The organism is Salmonella enterica subsp. diarizonae (genome assembly GCF_008692785.1).
Classification (GTDB): domain Bacteria; phylum Pseudomonadota; class Gammaproteobacteria; order Enterobacterales; family Enterobacteriaceae; genus Salmonella; species Salmonella diarizonae.
In genome coordinates this window covers 242671-266814 of the sequence record NZ_VXJV01000001.1, presented here as the reverse complement: position 1 = coordinate 266814, position 24144 = coordinate 242671, and the positions used below count along the sequence as shown (strand labels likewise).

22 protein-coding genes are annotated in these 24144 nt (G+C 40.3%); 16 read left to right on the top strand and 6 right to left on the bottom strand.

Annotated elements, in window-relative coordinates; translation table 11 throughout:
* The first annotated feature begins 49 nt into the window (after window positions 1-49).
* A complete protein-coding gene (locus F4V72_RS01335; RefSeq protein ID WP_079796122.1) occupies window positions 50-1033 on the top strand; it encodes a hypothetical protein in 984 nt (327 codons plus the stop codon).
* Between the two features lie 119 nt (window positions 1034-1152).
* Here the strand turns inward: F4V72_RS01335 and F4V72_RS01330 are convergent, their stop codons facing one another.
* A complete protein-coding gene (locus F4V72_RS01330; protein WP_079796123.1) occupies window positions 1153-1668 on the bottom strand; it encodes a helix-turn-helix domain-containing protein in 516 nt (171 codons plus the stop codon).
* Between the two features lie 904 nt (window positions 1669-2572).
* Between F4V72_RS01330 and F4V72_RS01325 the strand changes: the two genes are divergently transcribed.
* Window positions 2573-2998, top strand: coding sequence for a hypothetical protein (locus tag F4V72_RS01325; protein WP_079796124.1), 426 nt, complete (start codon window positions 2573-2575; stop codon window positions 2996-2998).
* Between the two features lie 131 nt (window positions 2999-3129).
* On the opposite strand, the gene F4V72_RS24290 is transcribed toward F4V72_RS01325, so the two are convergent.
* From F4V72_RS24290 to F4V72_RS01310, 3 genes are all read right to left on the bottom strand, one after another.
* On the bottom strand, window positions 3130-3402 hold the full coding sequence (locus F4V72_RS24290) for a hypothetical protein (RefSeq protein ID WP_079796125.1): 273 nt from the start codon (window positions 3400-3402) through the stop codon (window positions 3130-3132).
* Between the two features lie 179 nt (window positions 3403-3581).
* On the bottom strand, window positions 3582-4781 hold the full coding sequence (locus F4V72_RS01315) for a relaxase/mobilization nuclease domain-containing protein (RefSeq protein ID WP_136058047.1): 1200 nt from the start codon (window positions 4779-4781) through the stop codon (window positions 3582-3584).
* Complete coding sequence (locus F4V72_RS01310; protein ID WP_150342421.1) at window positions 4750-5187, bottom strand: ATP-binding protein; 438 nt, start codon at window positions 5185-5187, stop codon at window positions 4750-4752. Before F4V72_RS01310 ends, F4V72_RS01315 begins: the two co-directional genes overlap by 32 nt.
* A gap of 739 nt (window positions 5188-5926) precedes the next feature.
* Between F4V72_RS01310 and F4V72_RS01300 the strand changes: the two genes are divergently transcribed.
* Window positions 5927-8629 carry an NACHT domain-containing protein gene (locus F4V72_RS01300; protein ID WP_150342420.1) on the top strand — a complete coding sequence of 901 codons (2703 nt, stop codon included), beginning with the start codon at window positions 5927-5929 and terminating at the stop codon, window positions 8627-8629.
* Window positions 8630-9222: 593 nt separating this feature from the next.
* Here F4V72_RS01300 and F4V72_RS01295 read toward each other — a convergent pair.
* Complete coding sequence (locus tag F4V72_RS01295) at window positions 9223-9963, bottom strand: hypothetical protein (RefSeq protein ID WP_139386940.1); 741 nt, start codon at window positions 9961-9963, stop codon at window positions 9223-9225.
* Between the two features lie 826 nt (window positions 9964-10789).
* The gene (locus tag F4V72_RS01290) at window positions 10790-11233 is read right to left on the bottom strand and encodes an invasion lipoprotein InvH (RefSeq protein WP_023249323.1); all 444 of its coding nucleotides are present in this window, start codon (window positions 11231-11233) and stop codon (window positions 10790-10792) included.
* Between the two features lie 456 nt (window positions 11234-11689).
* Here F4V72_RS01290 and invF point away from each other — a divergent pair, with 456 nt between their 5' ends.
* From invF to spaS, 13 genes are read left to right on the top strand one after another with little or no spacing between them, the layout of a single operon-like run.
* Window positions 11690-12340, top strand: a complete 651-nt coding sequence (gene invF, locus F4V72_RS01285) for an AraC family transcriptional regulator InvF (RefSeq protein WP_023249324.1) — start codon at window positions 11690-11692, stop codon at window positions 12338-12340.
* The gene (gene invG, locus F4V72_RS01280) at window positions 12337-14028 is read left to right on the top strand and encodes a type III secretion system outer membrane ring protein InvG (protein WP_053529377.1); all 1692 of its coding nucleotides are present in this window, start codon (window positions 12337-12339) and stop codon (window positions 14026-14028) included. The genes invF and invG overlap by 4 nt, the downstream gene beginning before the upstream one ends.
* The gene (gene invE, locus F4V72_RS01275; RefSeq protein ID WP_023249326.1) at window positions 14025-15143 is read left to right on the top strand and encodes a type III secretion system gatekeeper InvE; all 1119 of its coding nucleotides are present in this window, start codon (window positions 14025-14027) and stop codon (window positions 15141-15143) included. The genes invG and invE overlap by 4 nt, the downstream gene beginning before the upstream one ends.
* A gap of 24 nt (window positions 15144-15167) precedes the next feature.
* Window positions 15168-17225, top strand: a complete 2058-nt coding sequence (invA, locus tag F4V72_RS01270; RefSeq protein WP_136058052.1) for a type III secretion system export apparatus protein InvA — start codon at window positions 15168-15170, stop codon at window positions 17223-17225.
* A 23-nt stretch (window positions 17226-17248) separates the two neighbouring features.
* Window positions 17249-17656 (top strand): SPI-1 type III secretion system chaperone SpaK, encoded by a 408-nt coding sequence (spaK, locus tag F4V72_RS01265; RefSeq protein WP_070801749.1) that lies wholly within the window; start codon window positions 17249-17251, stop codon window positions 17654-17656.
* Window positions 17653-18942 (top strand): SctN family type III secretion system ATPase InvC, encoded by a 1290-nt coding sequence (gene invC, locus F4V72_RS01260; RefSeq protein WP_136058053.1) that lies wholly within the window; start codon window positions 17653-17655, stop codon window positions 18940-18942. The genes spaK and invC overlap by 4 nt, the downstream gene beginning before the upstream one ends.
* Window positions 18926-19369 carry an SPI-1 type III secretion system protein SpaM gene (spaM, locus tag F4V72_RS01255; RefSeq protein WP_023249330.1) on the top strand — a complete coding sequence of 148 codons (444 nt, stop codon included), beginning with the start codon at window positions 18926-18928 and terminating at the stop codon, window positions 19367-19369. The genes invC and spaM overlap by 17 nt, the downstream gene beginning before the upstream one ends.
* Entirely contained in the window at window positions 19369-20379 is a 1011-nt protein-coding gene (gene spaN, locus F4V72_RS01250; RefSeq protein WP_023249331.1) for an SPI-1 type III secretion system protein SpaN, read from the top strand. The genes spaM and spaN overlap by 1 nt, the downstream gene beginning before the upstream one ends.
* Window positions 20379-21290 carry an SPI-1 type III secretion system protein SpaO gene (gene spaO, locus F4V72_RS01245; RefSeq protein ID WP_023249332.1) on the top strand — a complete coding sequence of 304 codons (912 nt, stop codon included), beginning with the start codon at window positions 20379-20381 and terminating at the stop codon, window positions 21288-21290. The genes spaN and spaO overlap by 1 nt, the downstream gene beginning before the upstream one ends.
* The gene (gene spaP / locus F4V72_RS01240; RefSeq protein ID WP_000526016.1) at window positions 21280-21954 is read left to right on the top strand and encodes an SPI-1 type III secretion system export apparatus protein SpaP; all 675 of its coding nucleotides are present in this window, start codon (window positions 21280-21282) and stop codon (window positions 21952-21954) included. The genes spaO and spaP overlap by 11 nt, the downstream gene beginning before the upstream one ends.
* Before the next feature lie 25 nt (window positions 21955-21979).
* Entirely contained in the window at window positions 21980-22240 is a 261-nt protein-coding gene (gene spaQ, locus F4V72_RS01235) for an SPI-1 type III secretion system export apparatus protein SpaQ (RefSeq protein WP_000342503.1), read from the top strand.
* 3 nt (window positions 22241-22243) lie between these two features.
* The gene (gene spaR / locus F4V72_RS01230; RefSeq protein ID WP_000498971.1) at window positions 22244-23035 is read left to right on the top strand and encodes an SPI-1 type III secretion system export apparatus protein SpaR; all 792 of its coding nucleotides are present in this window, start codon (window positions 22244-22246) and stop codon (window positions 23033-23035) included.
* The gene (gene spaS, locus F4V72_RS01225; protein WP_023249334.1) at window positions 23022-24092 is read left to right on the top strand and encodes an SPI-1 type III secretion system export apparatus protein SpaS; all 1071 of its coding nucleotides are present in this window, start codon (window positions 23022-23024) and stop codon (window positions 24090-24092) included. The genes spaR and spaS overlap by 14 nt, the downstream gene beginning before the upstream one ends.
* Window positions 24093-24144: the final 52 nt, after the last annotated feature.

Sequence of the window (24144 nt, the reverse complement as noted above, 5' to 3'; positions counted from 1 at the left end):
ATATCGTAGCACATATATCTTTTAATCTTTTATCATTCCGGAGTTAACTATGAGTATTGACTCACGATTTGAAAAATTCATGCTTTCATTACCTTCAATAGAAAGCATAGATTCAATAGAATTGAGTGAGGAACTCAGAAAAGAGAAAAAGGCTGATTATTTGGGAATGGGAAGGAAGATCATTTTTGAACAAAAATGTATAACACAAGAACAATCTCAAAAAATCGAACTTGAGTTAGAGCAATATGTCAATGACGAAAACTATCCTGTTTTCTATGGTGAAAGGGATTTCAATTTAGTCATAAAAGATCTTCCTAATAGTCAAGATATCAAAAACAGAGTGTTTGTTCGAATTACAAAATTACTTGAGTCATATTTGAGTCAGGCATGTAAACAAATAGAATCATCTAAAAATATTTTTAATTTAGATAATTCAGTTGGTGTGCTTGTCATTTTAAATGAGAAAATAAAAATACTATCACCAGATTTAGTTGTTTACCGATTACAACAAAGAATGAAAGAAAAAAAAGATGACGACTTTAGATTTAATACTATTGACTATATAATATTTATATCTGAAACACATGAGATAAACGGTAATCCAGTTGTGATTATTTTAGAAGGATCTAATGCGGCTAAGAATCCTGCAGAAATTAATGAATATTTGAATTATATTGCCAATGGGTGGGCTCAATTTAATGGTCGTAATACTATGAAAATTGACAATGCCAGAGATTTATTCATTAATTTAGAAGAGAAAGAAGAGCCTAAATCAAATAGTTTAACTCGCACTGATGAAAGAAAACTATGGTATCGTAAAAACCGATATATGAAAGATTGGTCAGATGATAAAGTTTTACAGGCGGCGGTTGATCATATGAACAAAATAATGCCATTTATTTTGAAAAATGGACCAAAATTACCAGTGGATAAGTTAGGTGAGCTAATGTTGGCATTTGGTGATTTTATTGAAGAGTCCAACATGCGTGGCTTAGATCTAAAAGGACTTAATAACCTTTTCACGGATAAGTGATTTTTAAAGATATATAATATATTATAATTGTTGCCATTTTTTGTAACTAATTAAAAATGGCAACCTTTTTAGTATTATTTTATCATTCTCTATATATATTTTAGTACTGTGAGATTTATTCACGATTGTTTTTTTCTAACACTATAAAAACTAAACGAGTTATCAAAGTCCTCAGTTTCTGCTTTGGATCTCTTGAATTTATCCATTTGCTCCTCATTAAATTTATGAGGAATCCCTTTTACACATAAATTAGAGTTCAAATATACATGGTCGTCTTCTGTATTGCGAATGAGTATTCTCTTTTCAAATAACTCTTTGAATGCTCTCGAAACATTAGATTTTTGTAGTCCTAAATCTTTTGCTACCCTTGATTGAGAGAAGTTAACAAGAATATTACCGTAATCAATGATTGAAAAAAGATAAATAATTATTCGAAAAGAAGTTGGTGTTAGCTTCATTTTTGCCAGAGTGCCGATATTTGTTTTAAAAATCATGGAAAAGTCATCCTTAAAGGAGGTTTTCCTTTTATTACTGGCTTTAATTCTAAGTTCTTCTAAATCGTCTAATGATACGTCTAATGCTTCTGCAATCGCGGATTTTTGTTCTCTGGTTAGAATAACATTTGTATTTATCATATTATCTCCTTTTGTTGTTTTCTGATAATATATATTGCATATTTTTTTAATTGTCAAATTTTTTCATAAAAATACAAAGTATTTTATCTATATTGATATGTGGATTATTAAATTAAATACTATGGGTGGTAGATTTAATGTTTCATGTTATAAAATAAGTAAATTTACTTCATGGAAGTGATTACCACTCATTTGATATAATGTTATGATTTACTTGGTTTTATTTTATTTGTCTTTCGTAAGATAAAAGATAAATAAAGAAATAAGAAACCATGGCATTACAATACTAATTGGAACTGTCATATTGTCTTGCTTAATTCAATATCGAATATATTCTTATGTTTTTGTGTATAAGTGTAATGAAGTCTGCGCAACTTCAGTGTTGCGCCAATGGACTTCGGTTACCATCATTTTTGGGACTAAATGTAACAATTGCGCGATATACAGTTGTCTGGAATTAAATGAATGAACAAGGTTGTCGCAGAAGAGCTTAGATATCAGAATAACTGAAAATCATTGTATTACCTGATTATAAAAACCGGCATTCGCCGAAAACCTCTGGAAAATTATTTCTACTTCAGCGAGTGAGTGCTTTGTGCACTCAGCGGTGCTGCAAGAAAGTCCGTAGCGAAGTATAAACCAATATCTTCGTATCAGTATGCAGGGCGTAAGCCTGTGCGAAGCACTTTGTTATAAATATCCGTAGAAGGTTTTTTATTAATTGGTTTTAAATTCGATTAAAGGAGCATTGTTTTTTAACTTAAATGTATTATTCTTATATTTTCCAGAAGCGAAATGAAAATAATTTCTCATTGGCAATGACATAAAAATATTTTGTTTTAGCTGTTGATTTTTTATGTTGGCATGATAGTACTTGATTATAAAACTAAAAAAGGATCAAGCTATGTGCAATAATATTACTCTTTCTCAGGAAGAAAAATTTATCAAGTTGATTGATAAATATATCACTCAGCATCGTGATAATGCTATTAATGCTGTTTTTTACCGAAAGCTGTATGTGCTTTTCGTCGGATATCACCTTAAATATTATTACTCAAGTAAGCAATACTGCAACTCGTGTTTTCATGTGGATAATATTATGCAGATGTTCACAGGTGTAGTTTCTTCACTCAAGGCTAATGTGCTAACAAAGCTCAACAATAGTCATACAATGCTTCATTGCTTGAACGGGCTTGTGGATTACATTTCCGCTAACCTCATGGAGGTTGAACAACTCTATGCAGATTTACTGGCGCAATATGAAAGGAAAAGTATTTCTCATTCGTTGAATTTTATACCACCACCTATGGGGGGCAGAAAAAGACTGTGAGAATGCGTAAATAACAGTTATGCGGAGCTTTCAGTTCAAATTAATTAGCGGATGATAAAAGCAGGAGTTGGTTATCCAGGCTCCTGCTGAATGAAGAATTTTCTGAAATTTTACTTATTGTGGGATTAATTTTATTGAATAAACAGAACCCTGTCTGCATAGATTTTTTTAATTATATATATAAGAACAATACAGCTTACGAAAAACGTAATGACCGAGACTGGAGTGCTTCCGGTCAATGAAAATGCTAACCATGCGAGACCGAACGCCACGAATTGAAACAGAAATGCCACTATTACCGGGCTTTCGCCATAGACCACTTTTGCATGGCATCCAGTGCATATTCTTACACCGTGGGGACTTTCCTTAAAGCAGAAGGGGCACCGAACTGTCTGGTTACTCATTGTGGCTCCGTGGCCTAAATTAAGTTGATGTCTTTTTGACCATTCTCGATGAATAATTCTCTTTAGTAAAATTGCTTGTACCGATCGATGATTATCATGTGATATGTATTAACTATCATAATTAAAATAATGATCTGTATAAACGATCAATAATTTATTGACTAAATTAAATTTGTGAACTACTTGTGATGTGACTTGTAGCCGTGAGTTTTGCTAACTGATTGTTCTGAAGGTAATTTTTCAAAAGACTCAGGGTTGTGTGCAAGTAAGTGAAGATGATAGATTTGTCTAAAGGGACGAGAGGTCGCATACAACAGAGAACTACCCAACTGTCTGAGCAGTTGTATGAGTCTGCTAAGAAATGGAAGCCACACCTGGAAGTGGGATTGGTGTTGTCTGGATATCTGATGGGCCGTAAAGCGTAGTTTTTGGTTCAATTGGATGGTATGGGCAAGTTCATTCTCCCTTTCATTTCTGACTTGCTCGTCGAGTTGCAGTAGTTTATCGAGAATAGTTTCTCTGCTGGGATGTTGTGCTTCTGGCTGTTTACAAGGAGCAGGAGCAAATTTAGATCCTGTATTAAGTAGTTTTACATGTCCAGGCGAGTAATCAATAAGTGTCTGAATATTTGACCAGGCATACCTTTTCCCAAGCTGTGAAGCCTTGAAGGCAATCCCCTGAAATTCAAATGAAAAACCATTCATTTTGCCCGTCGAAGCAATGTTGGGCTGGCAGGTTACACCCACTTGTTCCAGTTGCTGAATGAACGATAACAAATCTGGGCGATTGGTTAATACATTATCGATGCAAGTTTGCAAAGCGACTTTTGGGCAGGGAGTTGCCGTTCGTTCAGAGAGCATCTTTTCGTTGCGCGAAAGCTTCTTTATGCCCTGAGCTCGTCGGTTTGAAGTAGTCGCTGTTTCTGTGAGACCATGTATTCTTTCCAGCTCACTGATAATTCGAGTGCTGATAAGGTTCTCATTTTTTCCCAGATACAACTTTCCGTCAGTAATGTCAATACGACTGGCCATAATGTGAATATGCTGTCCAGCCTCATTATTATGAAGAACATAGCAACGAAGATGTGTATCAGTAAAACCCATACGAGACATATAATCGTCGGCTACGGTTGCCCATTGTGCTTCTGACAATTTTTCTCCATGCGGTAAGCGAAGAGAGTTGTGCCATACCGGTTTTTTGATATCAGGTCGTAAAATTTTTGTTTGTCCAAACTCGCGAATAAGGTCAACGATATGGTTGCCAGCCATATTGCCACCAACAACCTTGGGATCAGTTTTGTGGTGTGAAGCCGGTTCAAGTGCATAGATCACTACTCCAGTAAAATGCTTACCTCTCTTGATTTTCTGCATGCCTTTCATTTGTATTACTCCAAAAAATTGAGGGGAGTAGAAGAGTGCGAAGTGTCTGCACCTGCCGTTTGATTACATGCATTTCTGTCAGGGTTGGATCGCTGTCTGGACTTTTACTATTGAGGTAGGTCAGCAGGCGATTTAAGTCTTGCGAAAGGCGACCGAGCTCTACCCATGCACTTTTATTAATCTCTGGTAATACCAAAGGAAGCCTATTCAGCGAAGCCATCCTGAGCCATTCTCCTTTTTTATAAGAACCTCTTTTTTCTTCTAAAATAGATAACTCATTTTTATTTAATCTGACACTTACACAGTATGATCTGATTTCATCCTCTGGTAGTCGTCCAGTATGAAACTTTCCTCTTCTAGATGTTTTTGTTAAATCTGGCTGTTGTTTTTGGTGATTATAATGCATAGAAATACCTAAATTTTAATATGATATGATTTATATATAAAAGATAATAATAAAACGTCAAGTGTATAATGGTGTTAAAATAAACACCAAGTAAAGGAGTGTCTCAAATGATTTAAGATTCATGCTGTTTATACTTAAAATGTATAATTTTGGGTCTGGTATGAATCTTTCACATTTAATTCATGTTTCTAATATACGCCCACTATTAATACCATCTCCTTTAGAACATTTCTTTCCTGATCATGCTATAAGAGTAGTGAGCATAAATTGAGAATATAGTTAGATTTTTCCTATCTATAATAATATGCGAGAGAATAGGTAAGGTAGAAATCATGGTCATAAATGTAACTTTTGTAGCGACTTGAAAAATGTGGTTTGTACAATATATAAATATCTGCATTTTAATGTGTTTTAGGAACATAATTTGTGAGGGTTGAGTGGTTTTATTTTTCATTCTCCTTTGTTATTTTTTTAAATAAAATGCGCGTTAAAATATGAATTATATATCAAATGGAATCAGTTTTTTATTGCGGTGTTGTTATTAAGAGTAATATATTAATTTAATATGTTAATTGTAACATTGCGCAATACTATATCGTGCTGAGAGAGTTTGATTTATCGCATTACAATAACTATTATTGTGACTAAGAGCAAAAAGTTACTCAAAACTCTTCTTACCTTTTGATAATTATGGCAAAATGCCTATAACTAATATTTTCAAGCATAAGGTATATAACCTATGTATAGCCACGATGACGACAGTAATCTAAATCTCTATTTGAAAGCCATACAAGCATTAAAAGAGGATGATTTTTCAAAAAATGTACTTAAGCCACTTTTTGAGTCGATGTCGTTTTCACGAGTGGATTTTGTAGGTGGCCCTTATGAGTATGGGAAAGATTTAGTAGCGATACATGATATTCCTTTGAAGGGGACATGTATATATGTTATACAAACAAAGAAAATTGGTGAAAAACCAAATACATCAGAAAAAAATATACTCTCGGACCTTATACTTCAATTAAGACAGTGCTTATCAAAAAAAGTAAAATTGCATAATGGATTCGAACAACTCCCTGATTATGTTTATTTGGCTTCTCCATTTCAGATTAGTCAGAGATTACTTTCTGAAATTCATGAACAGCTTCGTTTTGGTGACAAAAATGTTGAAATTTTAGATGGCCCGCAAGTCATAGAATTAATCAAAAAATATAAACCCTTACTTTTAGAAAATCTACTTTCAATCAGTGACAAACTTCAATTACATGATGTGCAACAATTAAATAATTTAGAGTTAATAGCTGCTTTAAATCAAAAATATTCCATTGATGAACTTAATTGTTACAGTGATTTGGCATTTTTTATGGGGACGATAGACAGCAACATATTACTTGATAGCACGTTCTCCATAAAAAAAGAAAATATTATCCTGTCGAAAGGTTCATGGGATTTATTGAATAAAGAAGTATTTCGTTCATTAGAAAAAATTTTAGGGTACTATCCTTTAACCCAACCAAGTGATGTTATAGATGATGCTTATAATAAAGCAATGTTAAAGTTCAAATCTAAAACTAATCAAAAAATAAAAAAGGATATTGACCAAGTTCAGCAACTTATTTCCACTAATACTCAATCGATAAATAGAATCGTATCCTATATCGATTCATCAATTAATGGAATGCTATCTCTTGGTAGCGATAGTGTGATTTTGCCTTTAGCTATAGAATGCAATAAAATCCTTAAAAAAATCGTTTCTAATTCCTTCTCTAAACAAGAAATCGATGCGATTGAAAATTTTATTTCTAAAGAAAATATACATAAGGTATCAGAACAGCATAAACAAAGTGTTTTCCCTGAATTTCTCAATGCAATAAAAGTTATCAAAAAAATTATTTCACAAAAACAAGAGCTTACGGTTTTATCAAATGAATATATAGATGAGCCACAAATTTCTATAATTTTTCAGAATGATAAAATTGATAGATGGATTGAAAGTAAGTGCAAAGCTTATAAGCAAAACATATATGATATTAACAAAAGCAAAGAGTGTGTGGATTTAGCTCTCTTTTTAACAGATACGCAAAAAACACTTAATGCTTTGGACATACTCATTAATAAAGTTGAGGATAGTAAGAAATTTATAACAATAACCAAAAAATCTAAAGAATACAGTGACGGACTGTCTATTTCGCCTTTTGAGCTTTTTGATAGTAGCTATGATATTGCTGTTTTTGGGGGAGCTGGAGCAGGAAAAACTACAACATTACAAATGTACGTTAAAAAACTATTAAGTGACTCAAATAGTAAAGTTATCTATATCCCACTAAATAGATACATGAGTAAAATTAATGTATCTTTAGATGATAAAATAGGGCATTATGATATTTTACTTTCGCTTATATTAACCGCAAAGGATTTGGAGTCCAACCAAGATAATATTATCAGTATCAAGAATTATTTTTCTGATGAAGTAAAAATCAAATTAGTGCTTGATGGTCTCGACGAAGCATATGCCAAATATCCAGGTATAATCGATGCTATAAATGAATTTAAAACAAAGCATCCTTTAATTCAAATATTGATCTCAAGTAGAGATTGCGTGAGTTATCTTTCGAAAGTTAATTTCTTAGGTATAACTCTTTTACCTTTCAGCGAACAGCAACTTTATAAATTTATCACCTCATGGTTTAAAAATAATGATGTGATTCTTGGTGAGCGGATAATTGAAAGCATCAAAGGTAAAGAGATTGCCGAAATAGTTAAAACTCCTCTTCTTGCAACATTGTTATGTGATCTTGCTGAAAAAGGTATTGATATACCACGAAGTGAAAGTGAAATTTTCACAAAAAGACTCGAACTTTTTTGTGGTGTATATGATACATATAAAGCTATACGTAGAACGACTCTATCGCAAAGTATTTTGCAAAAAGCAGCAATAAAAATTGCTTATGCTTTGCATTCTCGAAATCTTCGTTCAGGTACAAAGAGTGATATTATAAAATTCATCGCTAATGATAGTAGCTTTAATTATGACAATGAAACCTGTTCTACTGCTGTAGGAGAGCTAATTGATCCGTGCAATATGCTTGTTCATGATGCAATATCTGGAACTTACTCTTTCGGTCATTTACGATATCAAGAGCATTTAGCATCATTAGAGCTTTTACAGAATAGATCAATTGAAATAGTTCCTTATTTAAAGAATGACTGGTGGAGGGGAACTTTGTGCCTTTATGCTCAAAATTGTGAGTTTTTCTCACTTATTGAAGAATTTACATTGAAATATCATAATATCCAGTCAGCATTAATAACTCTACGGGAAATGACTAAGTATCGTCCAAAAAAAGAACAAGCTAATCTATTATATTTGATTGGTAAATATGAAGGTACTGATGATTCATTTTATGTTGATCCCGATTGGGAGCATACAGCTCATTGGTAGAATTCTTCTTGTTCGTAATGCAATAATAAAAGGAGGGTATTACTCTCCTTCTTCTATGTATATATAAAATAGAAAAATTATTATTTTTTATCGTTACTTTGTCGGGCTTAAGTTAATTAAAGTTTTTAAGATTTGATTAGTAATATAGACCGCATAGTTGGCTACATATGACGACATACCTTAAATATGTTGAATATATAAGTCATAGTTAAGCTCTTTGAGTTCTTTTTTCTTTTCTAACCAAAGGGCGGAAAAGCAAGGTCAACCCGAAGAAGCATACGCAGTAGCTTCGCAGAGTTAGCCCTTGCTTCTCTTATAATTGGCATTATTCATTAAAGAACAATAGGAGCTTCGCTTGCACAAGCGAAGCTATAATATTAAGCTGTCGATTAATTATTATAAAAATATTTAATCAGGACCTATTGACATAAATAAAATATGAGATAAATATAAAATATGCCATAAGAAAAGTTTTTATGTCATACGTCTCCTGCACTATGTGCAGTTAATATACTACTTGCCCCATATCTGGGGATATTGGAAAGGCTACTTAAAAATAAGTGGCCTTTCGTCATGTTATATGAATGCAATGATCAAGCAGATTCCGTTCTTTTATTATAATCTATAATTGATTCTTTTATTTTATTTGAATAACGACCAAATTCATTTACTACAAATGGAAGGAAATTTTCATTGAGAATAATGTCGTTAAACTGATTAACTTGTAGGACTCCAGCTTCTGTTGCTTTCTTTACTGATTTAAGCATCAACTTTTCTTTTTTGGTTTTCCTACTTTGTTTTTTTAGTGTTTTATGAAAGTCGGGTAAATGACCGTTGTTATGAGTAATGTAATTTCTAATTACTCTTAGATAGTCTACATCGTTGACTGCTCTATCTACATTGTTATTTATAACTTTGGAAAGCATCCAGTGTGTTTTTTGTAATATTCCTTGCTCAGATATTTTTTTGCTTTCTGACTTTTTTGAGATATCAATCATGAGTTCTCTGCATCTATTCATGCGATATTCAAATAGACCAAAAATATTCATAAATGCTGATCGTCTGTACATTTGTGATATTAAGTGAGAATATTCATCTATTACCTCCTGTTCTGAATCTCCTGATGTGCTCAAATAATAATAAGTTTCATGGTAGTAGCTATGTTGTTCATCATAATCGCCTTCAACAACATGACAGCTTACCGCTCCGGTTTTTTTAACATCATTGATAGCTGCAATAATCGATGATTCTGTATGTTTTACCAGCATGTCGATGTCATAGACTGACATGACTGCATCCCATACCGGAGCAAGTTGAAAACTAATTTTTGCCACTTTGTACTCTCTTTGAGGTTAATTTGTTTTGCCTTCTATCAAAGACATAACTTGGTTAGGAATGAAGGAAAAAGCACTTCTGAGAAGAAACAGCAAGAATCTAAATTATGTATACTATATGTATATTAATAGAATATTGTTTTATTAATATTTTGTTTTTCAATATGTTAATTAATATACTCAGATACTTCTGCATCATCGGCGTGTGTAAATCCAGGTTTTTAATGTCAGTCATAGACGTATGCTTATTAATCATTTGAATTTTAAACAAATTTTATTCATTCTGGCTTTATGTCTCATATATTGCATAAAAGGAGGGGCGGGTCAGACTTGCCGACACGGCCTGGACCTTTGACGTTGGCAAAAGGATAAACCCCACAAATTAAGGCAACCATATCATCAGCTAAAATGGGATTTATCGGGCGCTTCAGGCATCGAGACGTTTCTGCCGCTATACTAGCCTAGTAGCCAATACGCTGTCACAGGTAAAAAGAACGTTATCCGCAAAAAGTGGATGGGGTATCGCAAGAATGCGAACATGCGGGGAAAGAGGGGGATGTCAGTTTACCGCGATATACCAGACAATAGATTGTCAGTATAAGTTTCGGCTATTTTCCCGGGTTTGGGAAAGCAGTTCTTTATCACAAATAAAAAAGCAGCAGCGAGGCGCTGCTGTATCAAAAAACAGTTTGATAAATGCAACGTAAGAGACAAGTGGCCAACCGTAAAAGTGACCACAACTATAATAGTTATATTGATATTAGGTGGCAATGCAAAATGTAGTCTTAATTATGTCATGATGAGTTCAGCCAAAGGTCGTATGACATTATAAGGCTTGCAGCCTTTCATGGGCAACAAGTAACGTTTGATATATGCTTAAATTCTTATTCCCGGGTTCGAGCAGAACTTTTTTAAATTCGGTCATCAGTTGCTCTTCATCTTCTTTCGAACGCATATATTGTGGATGTTCCTGGAAGAAGGTGAACGCCTGCTCTTTGGTTTGTTTATATTTTTCGCAAAAAACGCTTGAGCTGATTGTGTTATTTTTTGATGCGGAATTATCAGCGTTCTGATTTGATAATGTTTTATTCTTCGCAAGGTCTGACGGTACATACGGAAGAGACAGACACTCATCAATACTATTTGCACTGGCCTGTTGCTCCTTTTGAGCGCCAGTCTGTTGTACAGGTTTACTCCCGGAGATAGGGAGAGGTACCTGGGCACAGCCGATCAGTAAAAAGATAGGAAGACAACTATAAATTTTGTTCATATTATACTCCTGCTACAGAAGAATGATGCTTAATGTTTTAATACAACTGTCAGAACGTTATCTGACAACAGTTATAAGGGGAATATGCCTTTCAGGAATGCTAGCAAAAAAAATTCTTGATATAAACAGTTAATTCTCTATGCCGGTGACATTATCTGATTTTTTACTGCTATGAAATAATAGGCCAGAATTTATATACTCTGAGCTGATTTTCTATTTTAAATAATAAGGTGTCGTACGAGCTGGTCAATTTAATTAGCGGGTGGCATCAGATTCATAATGATTGCATCAGGATTTTGTCACTCGCTCCCGGTATTGTTTACATACTAAAATGATTTTCAACTGGTGCTGACAACTATGCTAAATACACAGGAAGTACTCAAAGAAGGAGAGAAGCGGAGAATCCGCAGCCCGGAAGCATGGTTTATGCAGACGTGTTCTGCGCAAAGGCTGCATATGTCATTTTCTGAAGGCCAACACAATGAAAGCTGCCTGGTTCAGGAAGGCGCGCTGCTTTTTATCGAGCAGGCGGTTGTCGCACCAGTATCAGGAGATCTGATTTTTCGACCGTTAAAAATTGAAGTACTCAGCAAATTACTGGCGTTTATTGATGGCGCAGGACTGATGGATACGACATACGCTGAACCCGATAAATGGGTTTTGCTGAGTCCTGAGTTTCGCGCTATTTGGCAAGATCGTAAACGCTGCGAGTACTGGTTTTTACAGCAAATTATTACGCCCTCTCCGGCTTTCAGCAAGGTATTAACGCTTTTACGAAAAAGTGAGAGTTACTGGTTGGTCGGTTATTTACTCGCCCAGTCAACAAGCGGCAGCACGATGAGAATGTTAGGAGAAGACTATGGTGTTTCTTATACCCATTTTCGTCGTTTGTGCAGCAGGGCGTTAGGCGGAAAAGCGAAGAGTGAATTACGAAACTGGCGTATGGCGCAATCACTGCTGGATAGCGTAGAAGGACACGAGAATATCACCCAATTAGCTGTCAATAATGGTTACTCATCGCCTTCACATTTTTCTAATGAAATCAAAGAGCTGATCGGCGTTTCGCCGCGGAAATTATCAAATATTATTCAATTGGCAGACAAATGAAGACGCATATTCTTTTGGCCAGAGTGCTGGCATGTGCCGCGCTTGTTCTGGTAGCACCTGGTTATTCAAGTGAAAAAATACCTGTAACGGGAAGTGGGTTTGTTGCAAAAGACGATAGCCTGCGAACATTTTTCGATGCTATGGCGCTACAGCTAAAGGAGCCTGTCATTGTTAGCAAAATGGCGGCACGAAAAAAAATTACGGGCAACTTTGAGTTTAACGATCCTAACGTATTACTGGAGAAGCTTTCCCTACAATTAGGGCTGATCTGGTATTTCGATGGGCAGGCTATCTATATTTATGACGCCAGTGAAATGCGCAATGCCGTCGTTTCTTTACGGAACGTTTCGCTCAATGAATTCAACAACTTTCTAAAACGCTCAGGTTTATATAACAAGAATTACCCGCTACGTGGCGATAACCGTAAAGGAACATTCTATGTTTCAGGGCCGCCTGTCTATGTTGATATGGTGGTTAACGCCGCCACCATGATGGACAAGCAAAACGATGGTATTGAACTGGGGCGCCAGAAAATAGGGGTGATGCGTCTGAACAATACCTTCGTGGGCGATCGTACCTACAATTTGCGCGATCAGAAAATGGTTATCCCCGGTATTGCCACGGCCATTGAAAGGTTATTGCAGGGAGAAGAGCAACCCTTAGGCAATATTGCCAGTAGCGAACCTGTCCCGGCGATGCCAGCGTTTTCAGCGAATGGAGAGAAAGGTAAAACATCAAATTATTCCGGTGGCATGAGTCTCCAGGAGGCTTTAAAGCAAAATGCCGCGGCGGGCGATATTAAAATCGTGGCCTATCCGGATACCAATAGTTTGTTAGTAAAAGGAACGGCTGAGCAGGTGCATTTTATCGAAATGCTGGTTAAAGCACTGGATGTCGCCAAGCGTCACGTAGAATTATCCCTGTGGATTGTCGATCTTAATAAAAGCGATCTGGAGCGTCTGGGTACTTCATGGAGCGGTAGTATTACTATCGGGGACAAACTTGGCGTGTCATTAAACCAGTCTTCAATTAGTACTCTGGATGGCAGTCGGTTCATCGCTGCGGTAAATGCGTTAGAAGAGAAGAAGCAGGCGACGGTAGTTTCGCGCCCGGTATTACTGACTCAGGAAAATGTTCCCGCTATTTTTGATAACAACAGAACGTTTTATACCAAGCTGATTGGGGAGCGCAATGTTGCGCTTGAGCATGTTACATACGGAACAATGATTAGGGTGCTACCCCGTTTTTCCGCAGATGGCCAGATAGAAATGTCGCTGGACATTGAAGATGGTAACGATAAGACGCCGCAAACCGATACCACCACCTCTGTAGATGCGTTACCCGAAGTCGGACGAACGTTAATTAGCACTATTGCGAGAGTTCCGCATGGAAAAAGTTTGCTGGTCGGTGGTTATACACGGGATGCGAATACCGATACTGTCCAAAGTATTCCGTTCTTAGGAAAAATACCGTTTATTGGTGGTCTGTTCCGTTATTCCAGTAAGAATAAAAGTAATGTTGTTCGAGTATTCATGATTGAACCAAAAGAAATTGTCGACCCGTTAACGCCGGACGCCAGTGAATCGGTAAACAATATTCTGAAACAAAGCGGTATCTGGAGTGGGGATGATAAGTTACAAAAATGGGTTCGTGTTTATCTGGATAGAGGCCAGGAGGCAATTAAATGATTCCTGGTTCAACCTCCGGTATTTCATTTTCCAGAATATTGTCCAGGCAGACATCTCATCAGGATGCGACCCAACATACTGATGCGCAACAGGCGGAAATACAACAGGCTGCAGAGGAATCGTCTCCAGGGGCGGAAGTACAGAAATTTGTCCAGTCGACGGATGAAATGTCAGCGGCGCTGGCGCAATTTCGTAACCGTCGCGATTATGAAAAAAAATCCAGTAATTTATCTAACAGTTTTGAACGCGTGCTGGAGGATGAGGCTTTACCGAAGGCGAAGCAAATATTAAAGCTAATTAGCGTACATGGCGGCGCGTTAGAGGATTTTTTACGTCAGGCGCGTAGCTTATTTCCTGATCCCAGTGATTTAGTCCTTGTGTTACGCGAATTGCTTCGTCGTAAAGACCTGGAAGAGATCGTGCGGAAAAAACTGGAGTCGTTACTCAAGCACGTTGAAGAGCAAACCGATCCGAAGACCCTCAAGGCAGGGATTAATTGTGCGTTGAAAGCCCGGCTTTTTGGGAAAACATTATCGCTAAAACCAGGCTTATTACGCGCCAGCTATCGGCAATTTATCCAGAGTGAATCACATGAAGTGGAGATTTACGCTGACTGGATAGCCAGTTATGGCTACCAACGTCGACTGGTGGTACTGGATTTTATTGAGGGTTCGCTATTAACCGATATTGACGCTAATGACGCCAGTTGTTCACGCCTGGAGTTTGGCCAGCTTTTACGACGCCTGACGCAACTTAAAATGTTGCGCTCCGCTGATCTACTGTTTGTGAGTACATTGTTGTCGTATTCGTTTACCAAAGCGTTTAATGCAGAGGAGTCGTCGTGGTTACTACTGATGCTTTCGCTATTGCAACAGCCACATGAAGTGGATTCGCTGTTAGCCGATATTATAGGTTTGAATGCGTTACTGCTTAGTCATAAAGAACATGCATCCTTTTTGCAGATATTTTATCAAGTATGTAAAGCCATACCTTCTTCACTCTTTTATGAAGAATATTGGCAGGAAGAATTGTTAATGGCGTTACGTAGTATGACTGATATTGCCTACAAGCATGAAATGGCAGAGCAGCGTCGTACTATTGAAAAGCCGTCTTAATTTAATATTAACAGGATACCTATAGTGCTGCTTTCTCTACTTAACAGTGCTCGTTTACGACCTGAATTACTGATTCTGGTACTAATGGTGATGATCATTTCTATGTTCGTCATTCCATTACCTACCTATCTGGTTGATTTCCTGATCGCGCTGAATATCGTACTGGCGATATTGGTGTTTATGGGGTCGTTCTACATTGACAGAATCCTCAGTTTTTCAACGTTCCCTGCGGTACTGTTAATTACCACGCTCTTTCGTCTGGCATTATCAATCAGTACCAGCCGTCTTATCTTGATTGAAGCCGATGCTGGGGAAATTATTGCCACGTTCGGGCAATTCGTTATTGGCGATAGCCTGGCAGTGGGTTTTGTTGTTTTCTCTATTGTCACCGTGGTCCAGTTTATCGTTATTACCAAAGGTTCAGAACGCGTTGCGGAAGTCGCAGCTCGTTTTTCTCTGGATGGTATGCCCGGTAAGCAGATGAGTATCGATGCCGATTTGAAGGCCGGTATTATTGATGCTGATGCCGCGCGCGAACGGCGAAGCGTACTGGAAAGGGAAAGCCAGCTTTACGGTTCCTTTGACGGTGCGATGAAGTTTATTAAAGGTGACGCCATTGCCGGCATCATTATCATCTTTGTGAACTTTATTGGCGGTATTTCGGTGGGGATGACCCGCCATGGTATGGATTTATCCTCCGCGCTGTCTACTTATACTATGCTGACCATCGGTGATGGTCTTGTCGCCCAGATCCCTGCACTGTTAATTGCGATTAGTGCCGGTTTTATCGTTACTCGCGTAAATGGCGATAGCGATAATATGGGGCGGAATATTATGACGCAGCTGTTGAACAACCCATTTGTATTGGTTGTTACGGCTATTCTGACCATTTCAATGGGGACTCTGCCGGGATTCCCGCTGCCGGTTTTTGTTATTTTGTCGGTAGTTTTAAGCGTACTCTTCTATTTTAAATTCCGTGAAGCAAAACGTAGCGCAATCAAGCCTAAAACCAGCAAAGGCGAGCAGCCGCTCAGTATTGAGGAAAAAGAAGGGACGTCGTTAGGACTGATTGGCGATCTCGATAAAGTCTCTACAGAGACCGTACCGTTGATATTACTTGTGCCGAAGAGCCGACGTGAAGATTTGGAAAAAGCTCAGCTTGCGGATCGTCTACGTAGTCAGTTCTTTATTGATTATGGCGTGCGCCTGCCGGAAGTATTGTTACGCGATGGTGAGGGCCTGGACGATAACAACATCGTATTGTTGATTAATGAGATCCGTGTTGAACAATTTACGGTCTATTTTGATTTGATGCAAGTGGTAAATTATTCCGATGAAGTCGCTTCCTTTGGCATTAATCCAACAACCCATCAGCAAGGGAGTAGTCAGTACTTCTGGGTAACGCATGAGGAAGGGGAGAAACTCCGGGAGCTTGGGTATGTGCTGCGGAACGCGCTTGACGAGCTTTACCATTGTCTGGCGGTGATGCTGGCGCGCAACGTCAATGAATATTTCGGTATTCAGGAAACAAAATATATGCTGGATCAGTTGGAGGCGAAATTTCCTGATTTACTTAAAGAAGTGCTCAGACATGCCACGGTGCAACGTATATCTGAAGTTTTGCAGCGTTTGCTAAGCGAACGTGTTTCCGTGCGTAATATGAAATTAATTATGGAAGCGCTCGCATTGTGGGCACCAAGAGAAAAAGACGTCATTAACCTTGTGGAACATATTCGTGGAGCAATGGCGCGTTATATCTGCCATAAATTCGCCAATGGCGGTGAATTACGAGCAGTAATGGTATCTGCTGAAGTTGAGGATGTTATTCGCAAAGGGATCCGTCAGACCTCTGGCAGTACCTTCCTCAGCCTTGACCCGGAAGCCTCCGCTAATTTGATGGATCTCATTACACTTAAGCTGGATGATTTATTGATTGCACATAAAGACCTTGTCCTCCTTACGTCTGTCGATGTCCGTCGATTTATTAAGAAAATGATTGAAGGTCGTTTTCCGGATCTGGAAGTTTTATCTTTCGGTGAGATAGCAGATAGCAAGTCAGTGAATGTTATAAAAACAATATAAGGGTTTAATTAAGGAAAAGATCTATGCAACATTTTGATATCGCTGAATTAGTTCGTTCTGCACTGGAAGTAAGTGGTTGCGATCCTTCGCTAATTGGAGGGATAGATAGTCATTCGACAATTGTTCTGGATTTATTTGCCTTGCCCAGTATCTGTATCAGCGTCAAGGACGAAGATGTATGGATCTGGGCGCAATTGGGTGCTGATAGCATGGTGGTATTACAACAGCGGGCCTATGAAATCTTAATGACCATAATGGAAGGATGCCAGTTTGTCCGCGGCGGACAATTGCTATTAGGGGAACAGAATGGGGAACTAACGCTTAAGGCCTTAGTGCATCCGGATTTTTTATCTGACGGTGAAAAGTTCTCTAATGCCTTGAATGGATTTTACAACCATCTGGAAGTTTTTAGTCGGTCGCTAATGAGATGAAAACACCTCGTTTACTGCAATATCTGGCCTACCCACAAAAAATAACGGGCCCAATCATTGAGGCGGAATTGCGCGATGTGGCCATTGGCGAGCTGTGTGAAATACGCCGTGGCTGGCATCAAAAACAGGTCGTCGCGCGTGCGCAGGTGGTTGGCTTACAGCGGGAACGCACCGTGCTGAGCCTTATCGGCAATGCACAGGGACTGACCCGTGATGTCGTGCTTTATCCCACTGGACGCGCGTTATCGGCGTGGGTGGGATATTCGGTATTAGGCGCGGTGTTGGACCCGACGGGGAAAATCGTTGAGCGTTTTACCTCTGAAGTGGCGCCGATTAGTGAAGAACGCGTTATTGATGTCGCACCGCCTTCTTACGCTTCGCGCGTTGGCGTCCATGAACCGCTGATTACCGGCGTGCGCGCGATTGACGGGTTATTGACCTGTGGCGTAGGTCAGCGGATGGGCATTTTTGCCTCCGCAGGATGCGGTAAGACCATGCTGATGCATATGCTGATCGAGCAAACGGAGGCGGATGTCTTTGTTATCGGTCTTATCGGTGAACGAGGCCGTGAGGTCACTGAATTCGTGGATATGTTGCGCGCCTCGCATAAGAAAGAAAAATGCGTGCTGGTTTTTGCTACCTCCGATTTTCCCTCGGTGGATCGCTGCAATGCGGCGCAACTGGCAACAACCGTAGCGGAATATTTTCGCGACCAGGGAAAACGGGTCGTGCTTTTTATCGACTCTATGACCCGTTATGCGCGCGCTTTGCGAGACGTGGCTCTGGCGTCAGGGGAGCGCCCGGCCCGTCGCGGTTATCCGGCCTCCGTATTTGATAATTTGCCCCGTTTGCTGGAGCGCCCTGGGGCGACCAGAGATGGAAGCATCACTGCCTTTTATACGGTGTTGCTGGAAAGCGAGGAAGAGGCTGACCCGATGGCGGATGAAATTCGCTCTATTCTTGACGGCCACCTGTATCTGAGTAGAAAGCTGGCCGGGCAGGGGCATTACCCGGCAATCGATGTACTGAAAAGCGTAAGCCGTGTTTTTGGACAAGTCACGACGCCGACACATGCTGAGCAGGCGTCTTCCGTGCGTAAATTAATGACGCGTCTGGAAGAGCTCCAGCTTTTCATTGACTTAGGAGAATATCGTCCTGGCGAAAATATCGATAACGATCGGGCGATGCAGATGCGGAATAGCCTGAAAGCCTGGTTATGCCAGTCGGTAGCGCAATATTCATCCTTTGATGACACGTTGAGCGGTATGAATGCATTCGCTGACTAGGATTAAAGTACTACAGCGGCGCTGTACGGTATTTCATTCGCAGTGTGAGTCGATATTACTTCGCTATCAGGATGAGGATCGCAGGCTGCAGGCGGAGGAGGAGGCGATCGTTGAACAAATCGCGGGTCTGAAATTGCTATTAGATACGCTGCGTGCAGAAAACAGACAGCTCAGTCGTGAGGAAATTTATGCGTTATTACGTAAGCAGTCTATTGTTCGCCGACAGATAAAAGATTTAGAACTTCAGATTACACAAATTCAGGAACAACGGGACGAACTGGAAAAGAAAAGGGAAGAGTTTCAGGAAAAAAGTAAATATTGGTTGCGCAAAGAAGGGAACTATCAACGCTGGATAATTCGTCAGAAAAGACTCTATATTCAGCGAGAGATACAGCAGGAAGAGGCCGAGTCAGAGGAGATAATTTAATGGGCGATGTGTCAGTTGTCAGTTCATCCGGAAATATTTTACTGCCGCAGCAAGACGAGGTCGGCGGTTTATCAGAGGCATTAAGAAAAGCGGTGGAAAAACATAAGACAGAATATTCCGATGATAAAAAAGATCGCGAGTATGGCGATACTTTCGTGATGCATAAGGAAACGGCATTACCGGTTTTACTGGCGGCAATGCGACATGGCGCGCCTGCGAAATCAGAACATCACAATAGCCGCGTATCTGGTCTGCATCATCACGTGAAAGGCGAGCTTAGGATTGCTGAAAAACTGTTGAAAGTCACTGCTGAAAAATCCGTCGGTTTGGTCTCTGCGGAGAGCAAAGTAGATAAATCGGCAGTACTGCTATCGTCTAAAAATGGGCAGTTAGAGGGCGTAAGCGGTAAAAAATTATCTGCTGATTTAAAAGGCGTGGAAGCCGTCAGTGAATTAGCGGATAACGCCACGGGAATCTCTGACGATAATAACAAGGTATTGCCTGGGGATAATAAAGTCATCGCGGGCGAAGGCGTTCGTAAAGAGGGCGCGCCGCTGCCGCGAGATGTCGTACCTTCCCGAATGGCTGCAACCAATACCAATAAGTCTGATGATAAAGAACATAAAAAGATCAAAGAAGCTTCTCAGCTTCCCCTGCAACCAACAACTATCTCCGATCTTAGCCAATTATCCGGCGGCGATGAAAAAATGCCTTTAGCGGCGCAATCAAAGCCGATGATGACTATTTTTCCGACCACCGATGGCGTGAAAGGAGAGGATAGCTCGCTGACTTACCGTTTTCAGCGCTGGGGAAATGACTATTCAGTCAATATTCAGGCGCGCCAGGTAGGGGAGTTTTCGTTAATACCGTCAAATACGCAGGTTGAACATCGTTTGCATGATCAATGGCAAAACGGTAACCCCCAGCGCTGGCACCTGACGCGAGACGATCAGCAAAATCCGCAGCAGCAACAGCACAGACAGCAAGCTGGTGAGGAGGATGACGCCTGATGTCATTGCGTGTGAGACAGATTGATCGCCGCGAATGGCTATTGGCGCAAACCGCGGCAGAATGCCAGCGCAATGGCCAGGAAGCTACGCTGGAATATCCGACGCGACAGGGAATGTGGGTTCGGCTGAGTGATTCAGAAAAACGTTGGTCAGCCTGGATTAAACCCGGGGACTGGCTTGAGCATGTCTCTCCCGCTCTGGCGGGGGCGGCAGTTTCTGCTGGCGCTGAGCACCTGATCGTTCCCTGGCTTGCGGCGACAGAGCGTCCCTTTGAATTGCCCGTGCCGCATTTGTCCTGTCGGCATTTATGTGTAGAGGACCCCGTGCCAGGAAGCGCGCTGCCGGAAGGGAAATTGTTGCACATTATGAGCGATCGGGGCGGCCTGTGGTTTGAGTATCTTCCTGAACTGCCCGCGGCCGGGGGCGGCAGGCCGAAAATGCTGCGTTGGCCGTTGCACTTTGTGATCGGTAGCAGTGACACGCAGCGGGCGTTGCTGGGCCGTATCGGGATCGGCGATGTACTCCTGATTCGAACTTCCAGTGCGGACGTTTATTGCTATGCGAAAAAGTTAGGTCATTTCAACCGTGTTGAAGGGGGAATTATTGTGGAAACATTAGATATTCAGCATATCGAAGAAGAAAAAAATGAAACAGAAACTGCAGAAATTCTGCCTGGCCTGAACCAATTACCCGTCAAACTGGAATTTGTCTTGTATCGTAAGAATGTTACCCTCGCCGAACTCGAAGCAATAGGGCAGCAACAGCTATTATCGCTGCCGACAAATGCTGAACTTAACGTTGAGATTATGGCGAATGGCGTTTTGCTTGGTAATGGCGAATTGGTACAGATGAATGACACCCTGGGCGTTGAGATTCATGAATGGCTGAGTGAGTCTGGTAATGGGGAATGATATCTCATTAATTGCCTTACTGGCATTTTCCACTCTGTTGCCATTTATTATTGCATCAGGAACCTGTTTCGTTAAATTTTCTATTGTATTTGTCATGGTGCGTAACGCCCTGGGTTTGCAGCAGATACCTTCAAATATGACGCTTAACGGCGTCGCATTGCTGCTTTCTATGTTTGTTATGTGGCCAATAATGCACGATGCCTACGTCTATTTTGAGGACGAAGATGTCACGTTTAATGACATTTCGTCATTAAGTAAACATGTTGATGAAGGTCTGGATGGCTACCGTGATTATCTGATCAAATATTCAGATCGAGAGTTAGTTCAGTTTTTTGAAAATGCGCAACTGAAGCGTCAGTATGGAGAGGAGACCGAGACGGTAAAGCGTGATAAAGATGAAATTGAAAAACCTTCAATATTTGCGTTATTACCTGCCTATGCGCTGAGTGAAATAAAAAGCGCGTTTAAAATTGGTTTTTATCTCTATTTGCCATTTGTTGTCGTCGACCTGGTGGTATCCAGCGTGCTACTGGCGCTGGGGATGATGATGATGAGTCCGGTAACAATATCTACTCCCATTAAGCTGGTTCTTTTTGTTGCGCTTGATGGTTGGACCTTATTGTCTAAGGGTTTGATATTACAGTATATGGATATTGCAACATGACATCATTACGAGACGGGATAGTTAAATGGATGATTTAGTGTTTGCAGGTAATAAAGCGCTCTATCTTGTTCTGATCCTTTCAGGATGGCCGACGATTGTCGCAACGATTATCGGCCTCCTGGTAGGGTTATTCCAGACGGTAACGCAATTACAGGAACAGACGCTACCTTTTGGTATTAAATTACTTGGCGTGTGCTTGTGCCTGTTTTTACTGTCTGGCTGGTATGGCGAAGTTTTACTCTCTTACGGGCGCCAGGTGATATTCCTGGCGTTGGCTAAGGGGTAAAAAATGTTTTATGCGTTGTACTTTGAAATTCATAACCTGGTTGCATCTGCGGCAATGGGGTTTGCTCGTGTGGCGCCGATTTTTTTCTTCCTGCCGTTTTTGAATAGCGGGGTATTAAGCGGCGCGCCGAGAAATGCCATTATCGTCCTGGTGGCATTGGGAGTATGGCCGCATGAATTGAGTGAGGCACCGCCATTTTTATCGGTGGCGATGATCCCGTTAGTTCTGCAAGAAGCGGCGGTAGGCGTCATGCTGGGCTGTCTGCTGTCATGGCCTTTTTGGGTTATGCATGCGCTGGGTTGTATTATCGATAACCAGCGAGGGGCAACGCTAAGTAGCAGTATCGATCCGGCAAATGGCATTGATACCTCGGAAATGGCTAACTTCCTGAATATGTTTGCCGCTGTCGTTTATTTACAAAACGGCGGTCTGGTCACGATGGTTGACGTGTTAAATAAAAGCTATCAGCTATGCGATCCGATGAACGAGTGCACGCCTTCATTACCGCCGCTATTAACGTTTATTAATCAGGTGGCTCAAAACGCGTTGGTTCTGGCCAGCCCTGTGGTATTAGTGCTGTTGCTGTCAGAAGTGTTCCTGGGGTTATTGTCGCGCTTTGCTCCGCAAATGAACGCCTTTGCGATTTCACTGACGGTAAAAAGCGGCATTGCCGTTTTAATTATGCTGCTTTATTTCTCGCCGGTACTACCGGACAATGTGTTGCGACTCTCTTTCCAGGCCACAGGATTAAGTAGCTGGTTTTACGAACGAGGGGCGACGCATGTCCTCGAATAAAACAGAAAAACCGACTAAAAAACGGCTGGAAGACTCCGCTAAAAAAGGCCAGTCATTTAAAAGTAAAGATCTTATTATCGCCTGCCTGACGCTGGGAGGAATTGCTTATCTGGTGTCGTATGGCTCATTTAATGAGTTTATGGGGATTATTAAGATCATTATTGCGGATAATTTTGAGCAGAGCATGACTGACTACAGTCTGGCCGTTTTGGGGTTAGGGTTAAAATATCTGATCCCATTTATGCTGCTCTGCTTAGTATGCTCCGCATTACCGGCGTTATTACAAGCTGGTTTTGTGCTGGCGACAGAGGCATTAAAACCTAATTTGTCGGCGCTAAACCCGGTAGAAGGGGCAAAAAAACTTTTCAGCATGCGAACGGTAAAAGATACGGTCAAAACCTTATTATATCTCTCATCCTTTGTGGTGGCCGCTATCATTTGCTGGAAAAAATATAAGGTTGAAATCTTTTCTCAGTTAAATGGCAATGTCGTGGGTATTGCCGTTATTTGGCGTGAGCTTCTTCTCGCGTTGGTATTAACTTGCCTTGCCTGCGCATTGATTGTCTTATTATTGGATGCTATCGCTGAATATTTCCTGACCATGAAAGATATGAAAATGGATAAGGAAGAGGTGAAGCGTGAAATGAAGGAGCAGGAAGGGAATCCAGAGGTTAAATCTAAAAGACGTGAAGTTCATATGGAGATTCTGTCTGAACAGGTGAAATCCGATATTGAAAACTCACGCCTGATTGTTGCCAACCCAACGCATATTACGATCGGTATTTATTTTAAACCTGAACTGATGCCGATTCCGATGATCTCGGTGTATGAAACTAATCAGCGCGCACTGGCTGTCCGCGCTTATGCGGAGAAGGTTGGCGTACCGGTTATCGTCGATATCAAACTGGCGCGCAGTCTTTTCAAAACCCATCGCCGTTATGATTTGGTGAGTCTGGAAGAAATTGATGAAGTTTTACGTCTTCTGGTTTGGCTGGAAGAGGTAGAAAACGCGGGCAAAGACGTTATTCAGCCACAAGAAAACGAGGAACGGCATTGATCCGCGTGAAGCAGTAGCGATTTATTCATTGGGCGTTTTTTGAATGTTCACT